18 protein-coding genes are annotated in these 20,662 nt (G+C 39.9%); 12 read left to right on the top strand and 6 right to left on the bottom strand.

Annotated features, from left to right (window positions below; all coding sequences use genetic code 11):
• Positions 1–147: 147 nt before the first annotated feature.
• The 3 genes from EAL49_RS03290 to nspC all read left to right on the top strand — a co-directional run bounded on the left by EAL49_RS03290 (position 148) and on the right by nspC (position 3,766).
• A complete protein-coding gene (locus EAL49_RS03290) occupies positions 148–1,488 on the top strand; it encodes a COG3014 family protein (protein WP_162973099.1) in 1,341 nt (446 codons plus the stop codon).
• 98 nt (positions 1,489–1,586) lie between these two features.
• Positions 1,587–2,552: a chemotaxis protein CheV1 gene (gene cheV1, locus EAL49_RS03285; protein WP_120828922.1), complete on the top strand. Its 966-nt coding sequence runs from the start codon at positions 1,587–1,589 to the stop codon at positions 2,550–2,552.
• Positions 2,549–3,766, top strand: coding sequence for a carboxynorspermidine decarboxylase (nspC, locus tag EAL49_RS03280; protein WP_120828920.1), 1,218 nt, complete (start codon positions 2,549–2,551; stop codon positions 3,764–3,766). The genes cheV1 and nspC overlap by 4 nt, the downstream gene beginning before the upstream one ends.
• A 10-nt stretch (positions 3,767–3,776) precedes the next feature.
• Here nspC and lpxE read toward each other — a convergent pair whose 3' ends face one another.
• From lpxE to EAL49_RS03250, 4 genes are all read right to left on the bottom strand, one after another.
• Complete coding sequence (lpxE, locus tag EAL49_RS03275; protein ID WP_240461643.1) at positions 3,777–4,310, bottom strand: lipid A 1-phosphatase LpxE; 534 nt, start codon at positions 4,308–4,310, stop codon at positions 3,777–3,779.
• 49 nt (positions 4,311–4,359) lie between these two features.
• A complete protein-coding gene (gene eptA / locus EAL49_RS03270) occupies positions 4,360–5,925 on the bottom strand; it encodes a phosphoethanolamine--lipid A transferase EptA (protein WP_120828916.1) in 1,566 nt (521 codons plus the stop codon).
• 624 nt (positions 5,926–6,549) lie between these two features.
• The gene (locus tag EAL49_RS03255) at positions 6,550–8,661 is read right to left on the bottom strand and encodes a SabA family sialic acid-binding adhesin (protein WP_120828913.1); all 2,112 of its coding nucleotides are present in this window, start codon (positions 8,659–8,661) and stop codon (positions 6,550–6,552) included.
• A 442-nt stretch (positions 8,662–9,103) separates the two neighbouring features.
• On the bottom strand, positions 9,104–10,384 hold the full coding sequence (locus EAL49_RS03250; protein ID WP_120828911.1) for a citrate synthase: 1,281 nt from the start codon (positions 10,382–10,384) through the stop codon (positions 9,104–9,106).
• Positions 10,385–10,586: 202 nt separating this feature from the next.
• Here EAL49_RS03250 and icd point away from each other — a divergent pair, with 202 nt between their 5' ends.
• Together icd and EAL49_RS03240 are read left to right on the top strand one after the other, a co-directional pair.
• On the top strand, positions 10,587–11,864 hold the full coding sequence (gene icd, locus EAL49_RS03245) for an isocitrate dehydrogenase (NADP(+)) (protein ID WP_120828909.1): 1,278 nt from the start codon (positions 10,587–10,589) through the stop codon (positions 11,862–11,864).
• Between the two features lie 67 nt (positions 11,865–11,931).
• Positions 11,932–12,456 (top strand): DUF1523 family protein, encoded by a 525-nt coding sequence (locus EAL49_RS03240; protein ID WP_033759044.1) that lies wholly within the window; start codon positions 11,932–11,934, stop codon positions 12,454–12,456.
• On the opposite strand, the gene bioD is transcribed toward EAL49_RS03240, so the two are convergent.
• Positions 12,433–13,089, bottom strand: coding sequence for a dethiobiotin synthase (gene bioD / locus EAL49_RS03235; RefSeq protein WP_120828905.1), 657 nt, complete (start codon positions 13,087–13,089; stop codon positions 12,433–12,435). The two genes, EAL49_RS03240 and bioD, sit on opposite strands and share 24 nt — an antisense overlap.
• Positions 13,090–13,092: 3 nt before the next feature.
• A complete protein-coding gene (locus EAL49_RS03230; protein WP_120829060.1) occupies positions 13,093–14,901 on the bottom strand; it encodes a hypothetical protein in 1,809 nt (602 codons plus the stop codon).
• A 106-nt stretch (positions 14,902–15,007) separates the two neighbouring features.
• On the opposite strand from EAL49_RS03230, the gene EAL49_RS03225 reads away from it, so the two are divergent.
• The 7 genes from EAL49_RS03225 to EAL49_RS03195 are packed head-to-tail and all read left to right on the top strand — an operon-like array spanning position 15,008 to position 20,652.
• A complete protein-coding gene (locus EAL49_RS03225; protein ID WP_001023008.1) occupies positions 15,008–15,421 on the top strand; it encodes a universal stress protein in 414 nt (137 codons plus the stop codon).
• Positions 15,422–15,443: 22 nt separating this feature from the next.
• Positions 15,444–15,719: an ATP-dependent Clp protease adaptor ClpS gene (locus EAL49_RS03220; RefSeq protein ID WP_000784910.1), complete on the top strand. Its 276-nt coding sequence runs from the start codon at positions 15,444–15,446 to the stop codon at positions 15,717–15,719.
• Positions 15,719–17,941: an AAA family ATPase gene (locus tag EAL49_RS03215; protein WP_120828903.1), complete on the top strand. Its 2,223-nt coding sequence runs from the start codon at positions 15,719–15,721 to the stop codon at positions 17,939–17,941. Before EAL49_RS03220 ends, EAL49_RS03215 begins: the two co-directional genes overlap by 1 nt.
• Complete coding sequence (panD, locus tag EAL49_RS03210) at positions 17,931–18,281, top strand: aspartate 1-decarboxylase (protein ID WP_000142294.1); 351 nt, start codon at positions 17,931–17,933, stop codon at positions 18,279–18,281. The genes EAL49_RS03215 and panD overlap by 11 nt, the downstream gene beginning before the upstream one ends.
• Positions 18,282–18,291: 10 nt before the next feature.
• Positions 18,292–18,585: a YbaB/EbfC family nucleoid-associated protein gene (locus tag EAL49_RS03205; protein WP_000347932.1), complete on the top strand. Its 294-nt coding sequence runs from the start codon at positions 18,292–18,294 to the stop codon at positions 18,583–18,585.
• Positions 18,585–19,580 carry a PDZ domain-containing protein gene (locus EAL49_RS03200; RefSeq protein ID WP_120828901.1) on the top strand — a complete coding sequence of 332 codons (996 nt, stop codon included), beginning with the start codon at positions 18,585–18,587 and terminating at the stop codon, positions 19,578–19,580. Before EAL49_RS03205 ends, EAL49_RS03200 begins: the two co-directional genes overlap by 1 nt.
• Before the next feature lie 7 nt (positions 19,581–19,587).
• Entirely contained in the window at positions 19,588–20,652 is a 1,065-nt protein-coding gene (locus EAL49_RS03195) for a type IV secretion system protein (RefSeq protein ID WP_120828899.1), read from the top strand.
• The last annotated feature ends 10 nt before the right edge of the window (positions 20,653–20,662 follow it).

Below are 20,662 nucleotides of genomic sequence, written 5' to 3'. Positions count from 1 at the left end.
AAAAGCTTATGTTTTCATTAAAAATGTTATGATACGCTCAAATAGTCAAGCAAAAAAATGTCAATTAAAAGGGTTAGATTGAAAATATTCGTTCTGTTGATGTCGGTAATTTTAGGAATATCATTAACAGGTTGCATAGGCTATCGTATGGACTTAGAACATTTTAACACGCTCTATTATGAAGAAAGCCCTAAACAAGCTTATGAATATTCTAAACAATTCACTAAGAAAAAAAAGAACGCTCTTTTATGGGACTTGCAAAACGGCTTGAGTGCTTTATACGCCAGAGATTACGAGACTTCTTTAGGGGTATTAGATCAAGCCGAGCAACGCTTTGATAAAACCCAAAGCGCTTTCACAAGAGGGGCTGGTTATGTGGGCGCTACCATGATTAATGATAACGTGCGCACTTATGGGGGGAATATTTATGAGGGCGTTTTAATCAATTATTACAAAGCGATAGACTACATGCTTTTAAACGATAGCGCGAAAGCTAGGGTGCAATTCAACCGCGCGAATGAACGCCAGCGCAGGGCTAAAGAATTTTATTATGAGGAAGTGCAAAAAGCCATTAAAGAGATCGATTCTAGCAAAAAGCACAATATTAATATGGAACGCTCTAGGGTAGAAGTGAGCGAGATTTTAAACAACACTTATTCTAATTTAGACAAATACGAAGCTTATCAAGGCTTGCTTAACCCGGCGGTTTCGTATCTTTCAGGGTTGTTTTACGCTTTAAATGGGGATAAGAATAAGGGGTTAGGCTATCTTAATGAAGCCTATGGGATCAGTCAAAGCCCTTTTGTAGCCCAAGACTTGGTTTTTTTCAAAAACCCTAACAGGAGTCATTTCACTTGGATCATCATTGAAGATGGTAAAGAGCCGCAAAAAAGCGAATTTAAAATTGATGTGCCTATTTTTATGATCGATTCGGTTTATAACGTGAGTATAGCCTTGCCCAAGCTAGAAAAAGGGGAAGCGTTTTATCAAAATTTCACTCTCAAAGATGGAGAAAAAGTAACGCCCTTTGACACTTTAGCCTCAATAGATGCGGTGGTCGCTAGCGAATTTAGGAAGCAGTTGCCCTATATTATCACTAGAGCCATTCTATCGGCTACTTTTAAGGTGGGCATGCAAGCGGTAGCGAATTATTATTTGGGGTTTGTTGGAGGGCTAGTAACTTCGTTGTATTCAGGTGTGAGCACCTTTGCAGACACTAGAAGCACGAGCATTTTTGCCCATAAAATCTATCTTATGCGTATCAAAAACAAAGCTTTTGAAAATTATGAAGTTCGAGCTGATTCCATTGACGCTTTTTCGTTTTCCTTAAAGCCTTGTAAAAGATCGCTTGAAAACCCTAAAGTCATTGACGCTAGGGAATTGCTTTCTGGGTTTGTAGCAGCCCCACAAATCTTTTGCTCTAACCGCCATAATATTTTATACGTGCGCAGTTTTAAAAACGGGTTTGTTTTGAGTCGTTTAAAATGATTTAAAAACCCCAAAGATAGTTTTTAAGTGTCGTTGGCATTAAACACAAACACGATATAATTATAAAACGATACGAAAACCTAAATTAAGGGGAAGCCATGGCTGATAGTTTAGCGGGCATTGATCAAGTTACGAGTTTGCATAAAAATAACGAGTTGCAATTGTTGTGTTTCAGGCTGGGTAAAAACAAGGATTTGTATGCGGTCAATGTCTTTAAGATCCGTGAAGTGGTGAAATACCATGGCAACCTCACCATCATTAGCCACGAAAACAATTCGCTCGTTGAGGGGCTAATCATTATAAGAGAGCTCACCATTCCTTTGATTGATATGAAAAAATGGTTTTATTATGACAGCCAAAACAAAAGCAAGGATTTACGCCCTTACAGGATAGAAAAAGACAAGGGCGAAGACGATATTGTTATGATTTGTGAGTTTTCTCGCTGGACCATAGGGGTTAGGATCTATGAAGCGGATAGGATTTTGAGCAAGAAATGGACTGAAATGGAGCAAAGCGCTGGGCTAGGGGGATCTACAGGCAATAACAAACTCGTGAGCCGCACGCGCTATTTTGACGGACGCTTGGTGCAAGTGGTGGATATTGAAAAAATGCTTATAGATGTGTTCCCTTGGATTGAAGATGAAAAACACAACGATTTAGAGACGCTTTCTAAAATCCATTCTAACCAATGCGTTTTGCTCGCTGATGACTCCCCAAGCGTTTTAAAAACCATGCAAATGATTTTAGACAAGTTGGGCGTCAAGCATATAGATTTTATCAATGGTAAAACCTTACTGGAGCATTTATTCAGCCCAACAACGGATATGAGTAATATTGGCTTGATTATTACCGATTTAGAAATGCCAGAAGCGAGCGGTTTTGAAGTGATCAAGCAGGTTAAAAACGATCCTTTGACTTCAAAAATCCCTATCGTGGTCAATTCTTCTATGAGCGGTAGCTCTAATGAAGACATGGCCAGGAGTTTGAAGGCCGATGATTTCATTTCCAAGTCTAACCCCAAAGACATCCAGCGGGTGGTTAAGCAATTTTTGGAATTAGCATGAAAAAATACAGCGCTATCCCCACCCCTTGCTATGTGTTAGAGAGCGAACGCTTAGAAAAAAACGCCAAAATTTTAGAAATCGTGCGCCAACAAAGCGGGGCAAAGGTCTTGCTCGCTTTAAAGGGGTATGCGTTTTGGCGTGAGTTTGGGATTTTGAGACAAAAATTGAACGGGTGTTGTGCAAGCGGTCTTTATGAGGCTAGACTCGCTTTTGAAGAATTTGGAGGGCGAGAGAGCCACAAAGAAATTTGCGTTTATAGCCCGGCTTTTAAAGAAGCTGAAATGAGCGCGATTTTACCCCTAGCGACAAGCATCATTTTCAACTCTTTTTACCAGTACGCCACCTATAAAGACAGGATTTTAGACAAAAACAAGCAGTTAGAAAACTTGGGCTTAAGCCCCATTAAAATGGGTTTGAGGATTAACCCCCTTTATAGCGAAGTAACCCCAGCGATTTATAACCCATGCTCTAAAATGAGCCGGTTAGGGATTACGCCTAGCGGATTTGAAAAGGGGGTGAAAGAGCATGGCTTAGAGGGGGTGAGCGGGTTGCATTTCCATACGCATTGCGAACAAAACGCTGACGCTTTGTGCCGGACTTTAGAGCATGTGGAAAGGCATTTCAGGCCCTATTTAGAAAACATGGCGTGGGTGAATTTTGGTGGAGGGCATCATATCACTAAGAGCGATTATGATGTGAATTTGCTCATCCAAACGATTAAGGATTTTAAAGAGCGTTATCATAATATAGAAGTGATCTTAGAGCCTGGGGAAGCCATAGGGTGGCAATGCGGGTTTTTAATCGCAAGCGTGATAGACATCGTTAAAAACGATCAAGAAATTGCGATTCTAGACGCTTCTTTTAGCGCTCACATGCCCGATTGCTTAGAAATGCCTTATCGCCCTAGCATTTTTAAAATCTCTGTAGAAAATGATGAAGAGCTTATTGAAGTTGAAAGGGGTGAAAATCAAGGGGCGTTTTCTTATTTTTTAGGCGGCCCTACTTGTTTAGCGGGGGATTTTATGGGGAGTTTTAGCTTTGAAACGCCTTTAAAAAGGGGCGATAAAATCGTGTTTCAAGACATGCTCCATTATACGATCGTCAAAAACAACTCGTTTAATGGCGTGCCGCTCCCAAGCCTGGCTAAATTGGATCAACAAGGGTTTAAAATCCTTAAAAACTTTTCTTATGAAGATTATAAAAACAGAAACTAAAGCTTTTTGATTAAAACTTTTTGGGGCTTGTAAAAAGAGCCACGCACAACATTCCAACGCCAAGCCCAGCTAGCACTGCGCCAATGGTGTGCATGTCTAAATAAATGCGAGCGAGCATGGTTAAAGGGACTAGGGGTAAGAGCCAAAAGTATTTTTTAAAAGAATAACGGCGCATTAAAAACGCCACCGCCAAACCCACCATAGACGAATGCCCGCTTGGCATGTTGAAATTACCCCCATAAGGGCGCTCGCCCAAACGCTGATCGTTGATCGTTATATGGTTTAAGGCTCTTTTGGTGGTGTGCGTGAGAAGGGTTGTAGCGATAGAGGCGTTAGCGACTTGAAAAAGCCCTATCGCATCTCTTTGAATTAAAGGAATCGCCACAGATAAAATCGTAGGGATAAAGCGCGCGTAATGCTCGGTGAGATGAAACACCAAAGGCACGCTAGGCTGTTTAGGGACTTTAGGGAATGGCGCAAAAATGCCTGATAAAATCAAGCCCAAACTGAGCGCTAACAAAGTTTTAGAAAAGCTTTTAGGCAGGCTTTCACAAAATTTTTGTTTGAATAAGAATTTTTTCATGCGTGTTATTTCACTCTTTTTTGTGCTTAAATAAATCTAAAGAAGGGCGATAAACAGCACTAGGGTTTTTAAAATCCAAAAACACCCCTAAAACGCTATGGAAAATGGTATTTTGATTAATGGGGGTTTGGGTTTGAATGATGGAATGCTCCTTTTTAAAAAGATCATTGGCATAAAGAATAAAGGGGATCTCGTATTGTTCTTTAGGGGCGATGCTTTTAGGAATGCCATGCAAATAGAACGCTTCTTCGCCCAAACTTTCGCCATGATCGCTTAAATAGATCATTAAGGCGGGTTGCTTGGCTTTTTCAAGCATGCTAATGATTTTGTCTAACAGATAGTCGTTGTAAAAAATGGTGTTGTCATAGGCGTTAATCAGGCTTTCTTTGGAGCAAGAAGACAGATCAGTGCTTGAGCAATAAGGCTTAAACACCCTAAAATTTAAAGGCACTTTGTTGTCGTAGTTGGGGCCATGCGAACCGGCAAGGTGTAAGATGAGTAAGACATTTTCGTTAGAGTGTTCTTTTAAAAGGTCAGGCAAATTATAGAGTAAGGATTCATCATAAGGAGCGATCGCTTCACAATTGGGGCATTTTTGAATCAATTCGTAGTTTTTACGATAGCTTGTAACCTTAACATTCTTTTCGCCGTCATTCGCGCTATACCAAAAGACTTTGATACCGGCTTTAGTCAAGTAAGTCGGCAAATTTTCATAAGCGTTGTTTTTAAAAGAAGAATCTAAAATGCATTCCAAACTCGCTGTCGTGTAAGTGGCGCAAGAAGTGGCGTTAAAAAGGATGAGTTCATGATTTTCTAATCGTTTGCTTAATCTTGGGGTGGTGGGTTTTTGATAGCCATAAAGGGCGTAATTATGTTTCCTAGCGCTTTCGCCAATGACTAGCACCACAAACGAATGAGAATGGTTGGGCGAAAAGAGAGGGAGCGGCTTGATAGTGGGGGCGAAAAATTTAAGAGCGCTCACTCTAAAAGCGTTCACGCTATAAGCGAAGGGCAAAATTAAGCCCCCTATGAATTTCGCATGCTTGTCAAACCACAGCCAATTTTTAGCGTTAGCTAAAGCGCTAGCGATAAAAATAAACACTAACGCTAAGATCGCTAAAAAGGGCGCTTTTTTAGAAGAATTTTTAAGGGGGATTTTATAAATGATATAGCCGGGCAACACCCCAAAAACAACGATAAAAACGAATAATTTGACGCTCAAAAAGCCTAAAACTTCATGCGTGTTGGTGTTTAAGACATTACCCATCATGCTCTTATTTAAAAACACCTTATAAGCGCTAATGAAATAGAAAGCGACAGAATTGAGCCAACTAAAAACTATTGCGCTCCAACGCATCAAAGAAGCAGAGATCAAGCCTAACGCCAAAAAAAGAACACCATTCACGCAAAAAAGCACCACAACCATCATGGCTATAAAACTGACCTGGTTGCTTTCTTTATAAACATAAGCGAACAAAGGGAAATGGTATAAAACGCCAAAAATAAGGCTATAAAGCAAACCGGCTTGCAGACAACTCAGGGGTTTTAAAAACTTCAGATGGAATAATGATGCCAAACACGCCCCTTAAAATCAATCGATCTTAGGATTATATCGTAGGTATGGGGATTTTATGGTTTATTTTAAAGTGGAAAGCACATTTTTTAGGGTGGTTGCATTTAAGGGCTTTAAAGCGCGTTTGTTGTAGGATTTCATCACGCCCCATAGTCGCAATATGGGGCAAATCCAAATAAGGAGCATGCCATGAAGCGTAAAAGTGGCAAACGCTCTTTCGAACTATTATACCTTGAAATTTCTTTTTCTTGGTTTAAGGTAGTGTTTTTGATGAAACGCTAATTTCTAAGAGCGTTCCCTAAGCCTAAAAAGCTTAGGGGTTTCCTTGTGGGTGGGTTTGTCCTTGACTTTGGGGCGTTTTCATTGGGTTATAAAAAGGATCGCTTGAATAACGCTAATTTTTATTTAGATTGTAAAAAACGCCTTTGAGTGTTTTTTATGATTAACGCTTGAAGTCAAAAAACTTTGTTTGGTGGAAAAAATTAAAAAAGTTTAGAAAAATAAAAGCTTTATGAAAAGTTAAAAAGCGAGTGAGAAGTCAGTGAAAAAATCAGTGAAAAAGGATTAAACCCCCCAAAAAGAAAGGATTTAAAAAGAGGGTTCAAAAAAGGCGTTCAAAGAGAGCGTTTAATACGCAAACACATAGTTGAGATACACGCTATAGAGTCTGCGGTATTGGAGCTGAGTGCCGAGCAAAGAGTAGTAATTCGTGTTGATCGTGGGGATCTTCACGCCTAATTCCATGCCATGTTGCGCGCTATGTTCACTGCCTCTTTTCTTATTCCTGGCGAGATTGGTCCTTAAGCCTAAATTAAACAAGAATTGGAAATTCGCCGTGTTGATTTTAGCTTTATAGTAATTGTTCACATTCGCTAAATTCACATACTGAGAATTAAGCCATGAAGTGCCCGCTAACGCAACACCGCCAAACGCGCCAAAAGAAATTTTGTTGTTTTTGGTGGCTTTATCGTTGATGAAATTCACTAACAAATCGCTCCCCACGCCATAAGTCCAAACATCAGAAGAGGCGTTGAAAAATTGGGATTTATTATAGGTGTGGTTGTAATCCACAAAGCCATAATACCTAGCGCCCCATCGTTTATTTTCCCCAAAAAATTGCTTGTAGCCTGCTTGAAAGCCGATCCCGTTCATCGCGCCGTTATTGGTGGTTGAAGCGGCGATTAAGCCAGCGCGTCTGAAAGGGTTATTGCCTAATTCTTGGCTTCTAGATTGCACTTGAGAATGGATATTGGAGTCAATATAGTAGTTATCTTGTATGCCTTGCGGGCTATAAGGGTTGTTCTTTTTACTCACCACATTTTGCAAAGATTGAGCGTCAGGCAAGCTTGAGACAGCGGCTGTGATGCTGTCATAGTGTTCGCCTAGCTTTTGGTATTGGCCGCTGAAATTCGCTAAAGTGTAGGCGAGGTTTCGTGCATGGTTGATTTGATCGGCTTGGTTGCCAAAATGAGCGAGGCTGTCTTTTAAGGCCGTTACGCTTTGTTCCACATACGCGCAGCCTGCCCCCCAAGTGTTACCGGTCACTGTGCCGGATGGCGTGCCACGAAGGTTGCCATCGCTACCCTTTTCATGGCATACCCCTAAAGAGTCTTTCACAAAGGCTGCAGGGATTCTTTCAAAGTCTTTCACCACTTGTTGGGCGCGGTTTAAAATCTCTGCTTGCGCTTTGGCGTTAGCGAACATGCTTTGAGCAAAGTCAGCGTCTTTATAGGGGTTGAATGTTTTTCCAGCGTCCAGATTGATTTGGTTTTGCGCGTTTGCGGTAACGATTTTGGATTGCTCTACGGCTATCGCAGCGTTTTTGATCATGTCTTGAATCGCGCTGATTTCATTTTTAAAATTCCCGCACGCTGTCCCATCGCCGCCTATATCTTTCCAATAATTTTTACCGCCATTGCTCAACCATGGGCATGCTTCATTAAGGGTGGTTAAAATAATGCTGGCTTGTTGTAAAAGCTCTTGAGCGTTATTGGATACTTTGATGTCTTCTTTAGTTTCTGTATATTGCCCATTGACCCACTTGATCGAAACAAATTGCCCGTTAGTCCATGGGAATTTCCATCTTTCTCCTGGTGTGACGCTATCGTTTTTCTTCCCTTTAATTTCAAAAGCGAGTTCTTTGGTGTCGCTTAAAGCGGGAATATCTTGCCCGCTACTCCCAAAAGCCTTTTGAATGATCTGGTAAGCTCTATTGATTTTCGCATAGTTTTCAGTGGATATACCGCTCCACTTTCCTGGTTCATAAAACGAATCGCAAGTAATGGTAGTCCCCCCATTTGATGGCACATTTTCAAAGGTTTGAACGCCCCCATTTTTATCTTTGTTACTACCAGGACCACAAACGCTGATCGCATAGCTCATCACTTGCCACAACCCCGCTGCTGCATTCAAGCTCAAAAGCACCGCTTGATACGCCGGGGAATTGGTTTTATCATTGATTAAATTCTTCGCGCTCGCGTTCAAATTAGTCCTTGTGTTATTGATAGCGACCGGGTCGGCGGATTGCTTGATGAGAGTGTTTAGGACGCTATAGCTCGTTAAAAGATTGTTCAACCTTTCATAGCTGTCTGAAAGATCTTGAATGCCTTTGGTGTTTTTCACCATTTGGGTGGATTCACCGATTTGATAGCCCACACTGACAAAAAAGCCGTTGTCTTCAGCGCTTAAAGCGGAAACTAAAAGCGAACCTAAGGTTAATGACAGAAATTTTTTCTTCATGTTTTCTCCTTTTATGACTTGAAATAAGATTGATTTTGTCCGTAAACCTTGCACAAATGTGTCTTTAAGTAAGACCATAGCGCAAGCTTTTGTTAATATAGTATAAATTAATGGGATTTTGATATTAATTGGGCGTTTTTGCCCTTTCAAAAAAAAAAAAAAAAGGTTTTTGTAGCGTTTCTAAACAAATATTAAACCAATGAAAATGATTTTTAAAGAAATGGGGTTGTTTGAATAGGAGTAACTATAAAAAAGGGGTTTTTATTTTAAAGCTCATTTTCTTAAGGGGATAGGGGGTATTTGAAAACATTCTCCCTACAACCCCCTTAATACCCCCTAAGAAGAGCGCTTTTTAATCAAGTTATCGCTTGACTAGCGTCAAGCTTTTCTTATTAGCGCTTGTGCAAGCTTTTTACTAAAAACGCTAAAACATTTTGAGATTTTATTTCCCCATATAGACTTGTCTTGGGCGCGTGATCCTGGCTTGCGGGCTTTTGATATGCTCTAAAAGTTGCGCGCACCAACCCACGGTCCTACCAATGACAAAAACCGGCGTGAAAAAACGCACTGGGATTTTTAAAGCCCTTAAAATAGTGCCGGAGTAAAAATCCACATTAGGGTAGAGATTCCTTTCAATGAAATACTCATCTTTCAGGGCGATTTCTTCCACTTTAGCAGCGATTTCGCTCAAGCGTTCGTCCATTTTAACGCCCTTTTTATGCAATTCATCTTTCAAGCCTTTGAGGATTTTAGCACGCGGATCGTAACTCTTATACACCCTATGCCCAAAGCCCATGAGTTTGAAGCTGTCGTTTTTGTCTTTCACTCTTGCGATGTATTTATCCACATTTTTCACATCACCGATCTCTTCTAATTGGATAAGCACTTTTTCATTCGCTCCGCCATGCAAATGCCCCCATAAAGCGCTAATGCCCGCGCTAATGGCTGCATAAGGATGCACGCCGGTGCTAGCGACATTCCTTACCGTGGTAGAAGAAGCGTTTTGCCCATGATCGGCGTGTAAGGTTAGGATTTTATCAAAGGCTTCCACTTCTAGGGGCGTAATTTCCACCTCGCCTTGAGTGGTGTGTTTTAAGCGGCTATAAGGATACCCTCTTAGCATGAAAAGGATATTTTCCACATAAGAGCGTGCGATATCCGGATAAATAATGGGCGCTCCCACTTCGTTACGATAGCAAATAGCCGCAAGCGTGGGGATTTTAGCGACAATTCTTCTGGCCATCGTTTGGTAATCTTCTTCAGTGTGCATGTTTTGGTGCGTGGAATAAAGGGTGGATAAAATAGACACACCGCTAGAGAGTTTCGCCATAGGGTGGGCGTTACTAGGGAAGGCTGAAAACATGTTGAGTAAGCTCTCATGCACAAAGCTTCTGTGGCGTAGTTCCAGTTCAAATTTCAAGCTTTCATCTTGATTTTTGGGTAATTCCCCTGTGAGTAAGAGTCTGCACACATCTACATATTTGTATTTGGCGACTAAATCTTCTATTCTGTGCCCTCTGTAATACAATTCGCCTTTTTTGCCGTTGATATAGCTGATTTTAGATTGACACCCGGCGGTAGAAGAATACCCTGGATCGTAGGAAAAAAACCCGGTCGTTTCAAAAAGCTTGGAAAAATCCACCGCTTTAGGCCCACGAGTGCATTCAATTGTTTCAAATTCATAGCATTCATTATTTTCATTATTGATTAAAGTAACAGACATTGTGATTCCCTTAAGTTTTGATAATATTCAACTCCTAATTATAAGCCAAAAAATTAAATGATTTCTTTTAAAAAACATTTTCGTTTTTTCAAGTTATTTCCAACCGCTACTTTTAAACACGCATTCAAAAAAAGATTTTTAAGGGTTATATAGTATTTTTGCGCTAGTATAGTTACTTAAATTTTATAAAAAGGATTGAGAGATGGCTTACAACCCTAAAATTTTACAAAAGCCTAAAGAGGGCGAAGAAATTACGATTAAAGACAACAAATTGCATGTGCCAAATTACCCCATTATCCCTTTCATTGAGGGCGATGGCATTGGATCAGATATTACCCCTGCGATGATTAAAGTGGTGGATAGCGCGGTTCAAAAGGCTTATAAGGGCGAGAAAAAAGTCGCATGGTATGAAGTGTTTGTGGGCGAAAAATGCTATCAAAAATTTAAAGATCATAAGGAATTAAGCCCCGAAGAGCAATGGCTCTTACCGGACACTATTGAAGCGATCAACCATTATAAAGTTTCTATTAAAGGGCCTTTGACCACGCCTATTGGTGAGGGGTTTAGATCTTTGAATGTAGCGTTACGCCAAAAAATGGATCTGTATGTGTGCTTGAGGCCGGTAAGGTGGTATGGGAGTCCGAGTCCAGTTAAAGAACCACAAAAAGTGGATATGGTGATTTTTAGAGAAAATTCTGAAGACATTTATGCGGGCATTGAATGGCAAGAAGGCAGCGCAGAAGCGAAAAAACTCATCCATTTTTTACAAAACGAGTTAAAGGTTAAAAAAATCCGTTTCCCTGAAAGCAGCGGCATAGGGGTAAAACCCATCAGTAAAGAAGGCACAGAAAGGTTGGTGAGGAAAGCGATTGAATACGCCATTGATAACGACAAGCCAAGCGTAACTTTTGTGCATAAAGGTAACATTATGAAATACACCGAAGGGGCGTTCATGAAATGGGGCTATGCGCTCGCTCAAAAAGAATTTAACGCTCAAGTCATTGACAAAGGTCCATGGTGTTCTTTGAAAAACCCTAAAACCGGTAAAGAAATCATCATTAAAGACATGATCGCTGATGCGTTTTTGCAACAAATCCTTTTGCGCCCTAGTGAATACAGCGTCATTGCGACCATGAATTTAAACGGAGATTATATCTCTGATGCATTAGCGGCGATGGTAGGGGGCATTGGGATCGCTCCTGGGGCGAATCTCAATGACACGGTGGGCATGTTTGAAGCCACCCATGGCACCGCTCCTAAATACGCCGGGCTAGATAAAGTCAATCCGGGGTCTATTATTTTGAGCGCGGAAATGATGTTAAGGCATATGGGCTGGGTGGAAGCGGCTGATTTGATCGTTTCTGCTATGGAAAAAGCGATTAAGAGCAAGAAAGTCACTTATGATTTCGCTCGTTTGATGGATGGGGCTAAAGAAGTCAAATGCTCTGAATTCGCTAGCGTGATGATTGAGCACATGTAAAGAAGCGTTTTTAAGCTCTTAATGGCGTTTGAATGCAATTAGGCTAATACTATCATAAGGAATAAAGTTGATAAAATTTGTGCGTAATGTGGTTTTGTTCATTTTAACGGTGATCTTTTTAGCGCTCATGCTCGTGGCAAGCTATTGCATGCCCCATTATAGCGTGGCTGTCATTAGTGGGGTGGAAGTCAAAAGAATGAATGAAAATGAAAACACGCCCAATAAGGAAACAAAAACCCTTGCTAGAGATGTCTATTTTGTGCAAACTTACGACCCTAAGGATCAAAAAAGCGTGACCGTTTATCGTAACGAAGACACGCGCTTTGGCTTCCCTTACTATTTTAAGTTTAATTCGGCTGATATTTCGGCCCTTGCTCAAAGCTTAGTCAACCAACAAGTGGAAGTGCAATACTATGGCTGGCGGATCAATTTGTTTAACATGTTCCCTAATGTGATTTTTATAAAGCCCTTAAAAGAGAGCGCTGAAGTGTCAAAACCCATTTTTAGCTGGATTTTATACGCTTTATTGCTTGGGGGGTATTTTATTAGCGTGCGATCGGTTCGCTCCTTATTTAAGGGCAAAACTCATTAAGTTTTTCAAACTTTTTTGAAAAATCACAATGGGGTTATTGGATCGCTCATTAAAAAGCTCAATATAAGGCAAACTGATACTATGAAAAGCGGTGTTGTTTTCTCTTAAATTGATAGCGATTTGATAATCCATTTTGTGGGATTTCAATAAAAAGTCATTCAACAAACAATCGTTGATTAAGCCCAAATTGTCATGGCTAATCAAAAGCGTTTTGGCTTTTAATTTCATGGCGAAATCCAGCATGTTTTCTTCTAAAGTGATAGGCACGCATAACCCCCCAGCCCCTTCAACGATGACTAAATCGTAAGTTTTGGTGAAATGGTGGATGCGTTGGATTAAATGATGGGTGTCAATAGGGGCGTTTGGATCTTCTTCTTGTTGGGCGATGAGAGGGGCTGAAGCTTTATGATAACGATAGAATGAAATGTCGTTTAAAGTTAAAGAGCTGTCTAAAAGGCGGTTATCTTGCAAGAATAAATGCACATCGCTAGAATGATTGATTGCATCATTAACGCCGGTTTCAATGGGTTTTAACAAAATCGTTTTAACGCCGCAAGTATTGCAATATCGGGCTAATAGCCTAGCGCATGTGGTTTTGCCGGCGTTAGTGTTAGTCGCGCTGATAAAGAGCATGGTTTAACCTTTAAATTTAAAATCATCGCCCCTAAAGCGATAAGCCCCATCAAAGATTTGAGCGGTCAATACCTTTTTAACTTGTGGTAACTTCACATTTTTTAGCGCTTCTCTTGGGACTTCAATTACTAGTTGGTTAAACGATTGGTCGCTCAAAGGGTTATCAATATCAAAAATGAAATTTAAGATATTGTGGAGCGAGTTATACGAAAACTTGTCAATTAAAGCGTAAGTTAGTCGTGTCCCCTCTGCTTGTTCAATAGCGGTAACGATGCTTTTAGATAGTCTTGGGCTGATGTTGTTAAGCTGTGTCGCTAAATCTGTCGGTGAGATGAAACAATAACCTGCATCGGTGTCGGTGGTGTTAGCAAGCACGCTCGCTATCAGTCTTTTACTCGCTTTTTTGCCTTGTTTCATTGCTTTGACAAGGTTATTGACTTGAATGTTTCGCTTCATACCTTGTTTGAAGTCATCGCTTACCGCACATTTTCGTGCTTCTATGCGTTTAATCGCATTTTCCTGTCTCTCTATCATTGCGTCCAAAAAGAACTCTTTAGGGTGTCCATACCCACGAGTGATTTTCTGTAATGCCTTAATATTGCTTCTAATGTCCTCGCCAATAGTCTCTATACCCAATTTAGAGTAATCAAAAGGCATACAAGTCGCTTTTAATTCTGTCTTAACGACTTTATTCATAGCGAGTTTATTAAGACCGATACCCTCTTTATACCTAGAGAGAAAAGTATAAACGCTGTCATTTATGCGTGTGAGAGCTTGTGGTAAGTCGCTAGGAACTGAAAATTTAATCCCTGTGAATTTAGCCCATACTTTACCAAAACTATTAGGGCTAGAGCTTATCAAATCTATCCTATAAGTCTTATTCTTATTAGCCATCAATTGTCCGCCATAGCAAATCGCTGCTTGTCTGAATTGTTTTCCCCATATCAATAAGTGGTTTTTCAAATCAAATGTGCTACTAGGTTCGTTTTGGAATACGAAAAAGCTAACCTCTTTGTCTGGTAAAATATTGTCTTTAGGGTTGTCTTTCCAATATCCTAACACTTCAATGTAACCAATAAAGTCTCTATCAATATTCATTATGTCTTTTAGCTGTTGTGTCCTTGCCATATTTTCTTTTCTAGTGTAGCGATACCTCTCAACAAATTTATCACTAGACATAAGGTCTCTCATTGTGGCGTTTTTCTTAAAGAATTTGTCTGCATAAAAATTTCCTAATTTGTTATAGAGTGTCGCATAAATGTTCTTAATCATATCTTTGTAATTTTTAAATTTTGTGGTCTCTTTACCATTTTCAGGTTGTGGGTAAAAGAAATCTACAACTTTAATAGGGTCGTATGGGTCTAAATCCACAGAGTTACTTAACCAATATTGAGCTATTATGTCAGCATTTTTAGGGTCTGCTCCGCTCTTATAGGCATAGATTAGAGCGTTTTGTTCTTTTTCAGTAAAGTCTTTATAAAAAGCGTCTTTAAAAGGTCTAAACGCCGAGATAGTCCCAAAAGGTAGTCCGCTCGCAATCTTTTTATAAATGCTGATAAGATTAGAACTCTCAATTGTAGAACCTTTAATAGTCTTGTGGCTCATATCATATTTAAGTCGTGAGATTTCATCGCCAACCGCATCTAAAAACTTGCTTAAGGGCATCGCCTTGCCAAGCACCCTAACGCTAGGTTTATTTTGTCTTGCTAATTTCTTGTCCGCTAACGCTTTATCAATAGATGCTGTCAAAGATAAAGAAGTGTTTCTTTGTGGCTCATCAACAAATTCTAAAAAATCGTAATTCAATAGCATTTCATGCCTTTTTTGAGCCATATTATAGCGCTTTATCCTTGAGCTTTCAGCGGTAATTAGGGTTTATCTTGGTATAATATCAAAACTCCATTTAAGGTTGGTTCTTATGAATATTTTATTTGGGATTAGCGACACGCAAGAATGCTATAACGCTATTAAATTCGCTGTCAAATTAGCCCATTCGCTTAAAGAGGTCCGTTTCACTCTATTGCATGTGAGCATGGAGGTGTTTATTTATAGCGAGAGCGGGATGATGGATTACGGCCAGACAGAAGCCTTAGAAGAAGAAAAAGCTAAGGCTTTGTTAAAGCAATTTGAAGACGCTTTCAAAAAAGAAAATATAGAGTGCGAGAGCGTTCTAAAAAGCGGTGATTTGATTGATGTGGTTTTGGAAATGGCTAAGGATTATGATTTGTTATTGATCGGGGCGAGCGAATCCAATTTGTTGTATCGTTTGTTCATTTCGCACCAAAATAGCTTGGTTGAACAATCCAGTATCCCTGTTGTGATCGCCAAGTAGCCAAGTAGCATGGATAAGCAGCATGAAAATGTATAACATACCCACCCCCACCATGGCGCAAGTGATCATGGTTGATGACCCCATTACGACAGCGGAATTTGTGATCTCTGCTTTGAGGGATTTTTTTGACAAGTCTTTAGAAGAGGCCAAAGATCTCACATCAAGCATCCATCGTGATGGCTGTGGGGTTTGTGGCGTCTATCCCTATGATATTGCTAGGCATAGGGCAGCATGGGTTAAGGACAAAGCCAGAGAGCTAGATCTCCCCTTAAAATTATTGGTAGAAGAGATAAAATAATGGCTAAATTCAATCAAGATCTCAATGAAGTTCTAAACCAAGCTTTAAATTTAGCCTTGGATCTTAACCATGCCCTTTGCACCACAGAGCATGTGCTACTAGTCATTTTAGAACATGAGAGCGGGGAAAAGATTATTGGCGCTTTAGAAAGAGATGACTATGATAAATTAAAACAAATCCTTAAAGACTATTTGTTGCAATATATCCCCTTAAAGAACGATCCAGCCAAAATACCGGACAGGAGTTTTGTGCTATCAAGAGTGTTTAAGAAAATGCATGTGAGTTATTTAGAGAGCGTGGGCGTGGAAGAATTGCTGATTTTCATGCTAGAACACACCGATTGCTACGCTTCAAAACTCATGGATAGTTTTGGTATCACTCGTTCGTATTTCAAGTCTGCTTTGTTGGAATTGGATAATTTTACGGATACCATTCTTAATGAAGCTGAAGAAACGCCCAAAAATAACGCCCTAAAAAAATACGCTAAAAATTTGAGCGCTTTAGCTCAAGATAACGCTTTAGATCCGGTCATTGGGAGGGAAGAAGAAATTTTAAGGGTCATAGAAATTTTAGGGCGGCGCAAAAAAAATAACCCGCTTTTAATTGGCGAAGCAGGGGTAGGCAAAACCTCCATCGCTGAAGCTTTAGCTTTAAAAATCGCCCATAAAGAAGTGCCGGAATTTTTACAAGATTATGAAATTTATTCTTTAGATTTAGCTTTAATGGTGGCCGGGGCGAAATACAGAGGGGATTTTGAAAAACGCTTGAAAAAAACGATCAAAGAGATCCAACAAAACGGCCGTATCATTTTATTCATTGATGAAATCCACACCCTTTTAGGTGCAGGGAGCAGTAACGCTGGGAGCTTGGATGCGGCGAATATGTTAAAACCGCTCTTAACCGATGGGAGCTTGAAATGCTTAGGAGCGACCACTTTTGAAGAATACCGCAGCGTGTTTGAAAAAGACAAGGCTTTTAACCGGCGTTTTTCTATAGTGAATGTTGAAGAGCCTTCTAAAGAAGCGTGCTATTTGATTTTAAAAAAGATTGCCCCCCTTTATGAAGAGCACCACCAAGTGCGTTATGATGAGAGCGTGTTTAAGGCATGCGTGGATTTAACGAGTTATTACATGCATGATAAATTTTTGCCGGATAAGGCGATTGAATTATTAGATGAGGTGGGATCAAGGAAAAAGATTAACCCCAAAAAAGGTAAAAAAATCAGCGTTGATGATGTGCAAGAAACGCTTGCATTAAAACTTAAAATCCCTAAAATGCGTTTGAGCGGCGATAAAAAAGCCCTTTTAAGGAACTTGGAAAAATCGCTAAAAAATAAGATTTTTGCCCAAACAGAAGCGATCAACCTCATCAGCAATGCGATTAAAATCCAACATTGTGGGCTTTCTTCTAAAAATAAGCCTGTGGGGAGCTTTTTATTTGTGGGGCCTAGTGGGGTGGGGAAAACGGAGTTGGCTAAAGAATTGGCCTTGAATTTGGATTTGCATTTTGAACGCTTTGACATGAGCGAATACAAAGAAGCCCATAGCGTGGCAAAGCTTATCGGTAGCCCTAGCGGTTATGTGGGGTTTGAACAAGGGGGGTTATTGGTGAATGCGATCAAAAAACACCCGCATTGTTTGTTGCTTTTAGACGAGATAGAAAAGGCCCATTCTAATGTGTATGATTTGTTGTTGCAAGTGATGGATAACGCCACTTTGAGCGATAATCTAGGCAACAAGGCGAGTTTTAAGCATGTGATATTGATTATGACTTCAAATGTGGGGAGTAAGGATAAGGATACGCTAGGGTTTTTTAGCGCTAAAAACACCAAGTATGATAGAGCCATTAAAGAGCTTTTAACCCCTGAATTACGCTCCAGGATTGATGCGATTGTGCCTTTTAGAGCGCTGAGTTTGGAGGATTTTGAACGCATTGTTTGGGTGGAATTAGACAAACTCAAAGCTTTAGCATTAGAGCAAGATATAACTTTAAATTTCCATAAAGAAGTGGTGAAATTTATCGCGCAAAAGAGCTATCAAACGACTTTGGGAGCGAGAGAAATTAAAAAAATCATCCACCATGAAATCAAAACTAAATTAAGCGACATGCTGCTCTTGCAATCGTTTAAAAAACCTTGCAAGATCGCTTGCTTGTTAGAAAACAATCAGTTGGTTTTGAAAGAAATCAAGCGTGCGCAAAAGGTGAAAGAAAATGACTTTTGAAATGCTTTATAGCAAAATCCACAGAGCGACTATCACGGACGCTAACCTCAACTATGTGGGCTCGATCACCATAGATGAAAATTTAGCCAAGCTCGCTAAACTTAGAGAGGGCATGAAAGTGGAAATCGTTAATATTAATAATGGCGAACGCTTCAGCACCTATGTGATTTTAGGGAAAAAAAGGGGCGAAATTTGCGTCAATGGTGCAGCAGCGAGAAAGGTAGCCATAGGCGATGTGGTGATCATTTTAGCTTATGCGAGCATGAATGAAGAGGAAATGAATGCACACAAGCCGTGCATTGTGTTAGTCAATGAAAAGAATGAAATTTTAGAAAAATAAAAGGTTGGATATGGATTTTAGTCAATTGAGCGGGTTATTAGACGGCGTGAAAAAAGAATTTTCTCAACTAGAAGAACAAAATAAAGAAACGATTTACACTTCCAAAAGCGGTGGGGGAATGGTGAGCGTGAGTTTTAATGGGGTGGGGGAGTTGGTGGATTTGCAAATTGATGACAGCCTGTTAGAAGATAAAGAAGCGATGCAAATCTATTTGATGAGCGCTTTGAATGACGGGTATAAAAATGTGGACGAAAATAGAAAAAACTTAGCCTTTAAAATGTTGGGGAATTTTACCAAGTTGTGATGTTTCACAAAGCCCTTATCGTTCTAGTGTTTTTTGTGAATGGCTTAGGGGCTTATGATTTCAGGCATTGTCAGGCGTTTTTTCAAAAAGCGAGCCTTCAAAAAGGGGGCGTGGCTTTAAAAGAATTGCCTAAAGGCGTGTATTTATATTATTCCAAAACCTACCCTAAACACGCCAAAGTCATCAAATCCGATCCCTTTGTAGGGTTGTATTTGTTGCAAAGCGCGCCAAGCGAGTATGTTTATACATTAAGGGAATTAGACAGAGACGCCCTTATAAGGCCTATGGCTAGCATAGGGGATAAAGAAGCCCTAGAAGCGCGATTATTAGTGGGGCAAAAAGGCTATGACCGCTACGCTCAAATTTCACAAAAGACTCAAAAAAATGGCGTTATCAGCAATATTTGCTATCAAATGTTAGGGCTAGGGGTAGGGGGGAATGGCTTTATAGAAACGAAATTTATCAAGCGCTTTTTAAACCAACAAGAGCCTTATTATGGGGATATTGGGGTGCGTTTAGAAGAACATCATAAGCGTTTAGTGGTAGCGCAATTTGATCCCTTTTTCCCTAAAAACCCTTTTTTAAAAAACGATGAAATCCTAGCAATCAATGATTACAAGATCCATTCGTTAGCGGAGTTTGAATGGGTGGTGAGCAATCTTAAATACCAAAGCCTTGCCAAAGTGAGAATCAAACGAAACCGCCAAATCAAAGAAGTAACGCTCAAAGTCAATAAGCGTTACGGGGGGTTTTTACTCAAAGACACTTTTTTAGAGCGCTATGGCATCGCTTTAGATAGGCGTTTTATCATCACTAAAATAGGCAATCGTTTGCCCAAAGGCTTGGATTTTTTAAAGCTTGGGGATAGGATTTTATGGGTGAATCATAAAAGCGTTTCGTTCAACCCGAAGGCTTTAAGAGAAGCGTTAAGCGCGCCTAAAATTGAATTATTAGTTTGGCGTAAAGGCTTTGAATTTTACATTAAAGTCCGTTGAAGTATTGATGAAAAATGACGCTTATGAGATTATCCTTTCTTGGTTTATCACGCCTTTAACGGCGATTTTAGGGCGTTTCGCTGAATTTTTTCTCTACACTTTGCATGCGCAATTGGTGTTTAATAGCGTGGTCGCTTTGGCGTTCATGCTCTTTGCTTATAGGAGTTTGAAAGAACAGAATTTCTTCAGCACCAGCGTGCTAACAGAAGCGTTATTGTTTGTGGGGTTTTTTGCGCTTTTTAATTACGCTTTAAAAAACCCTTCGCGCTTTTATGAATTGTTTCAAAACGCTATTTTTATTGCACCTAACATGATCACTCAAAGCCTCTCTCAAAGCTTGAGTAACTTTTCTAACCACGCGCTTTCTTTAGATTTTATCTTTAATCATGGTTTTTATGCCCTTAGTTTCATCAGCGATTTGAGCCATAATGAAATGTCTGTGTGGCTTTTTTTAAGCATTTTGCAAGCGCTTTTTTTGAGCGTGCTGTTTGCGATCATCATTTTAGTGTATTTAGAAGTGCATGTGTGGTGCTCTTTAGGGGTGCTGTTTTTAGCGTTTGGGTTTTTTAAAACCTGGAGGAGCGTTGTGATTATGTGCCTAAAAAAATGCTTCGCTCTTGGGTTTTACAAGCCTTTTTTGTTGTTGGTGGGGTTTTTGAACGTGTCGGTTACTAAGGCTTTGATAGACGCTCATATGCAAGAAAAACAAGACTTAAGCCTTTTATTGGTGGTAGCGTTATTTTTGTGTTGCGTTTTTATCATAGGCGTGCCTTTTTTCATCAACGCTTTGTTTAGGGTGCAAAACAGCCTTAAAGAAACTTACAAACTTGCCACCAATTTGAGCGCTAACCTCAGCCAAAACGCTTTGACTTCCTTGCAATACATTACTACCCCACCTGTTACTACCACTCCCTCTAGCGCTCCTGCTTCTACAAGCGAAAGCGTCTCTAAAGAAAAAGAAACGCATTCCCCCACTTTTAAGGTAGAAACCACTCAATTAGATGTAAAAATTCCAAATTTCAAGCAAAAAAAGGTTAAAAAGGATACAATAAATACAAAAAATGAAATTTAAATAAATAGGA

This window comes from Helicobacter pylori, assembly GCF_003637665.1.
Classification (GTDB): Bacteria; Campylobacterota; Campylobacteria; order Campylobacterales; family Helicobacteraceae; genus Helicobacter; species Helicobacter pylori_CK.
Note: the sequence above shows the minus strand (reverse complement) of the source record. Positions and strands in the feature narration are given on the sequence as shown.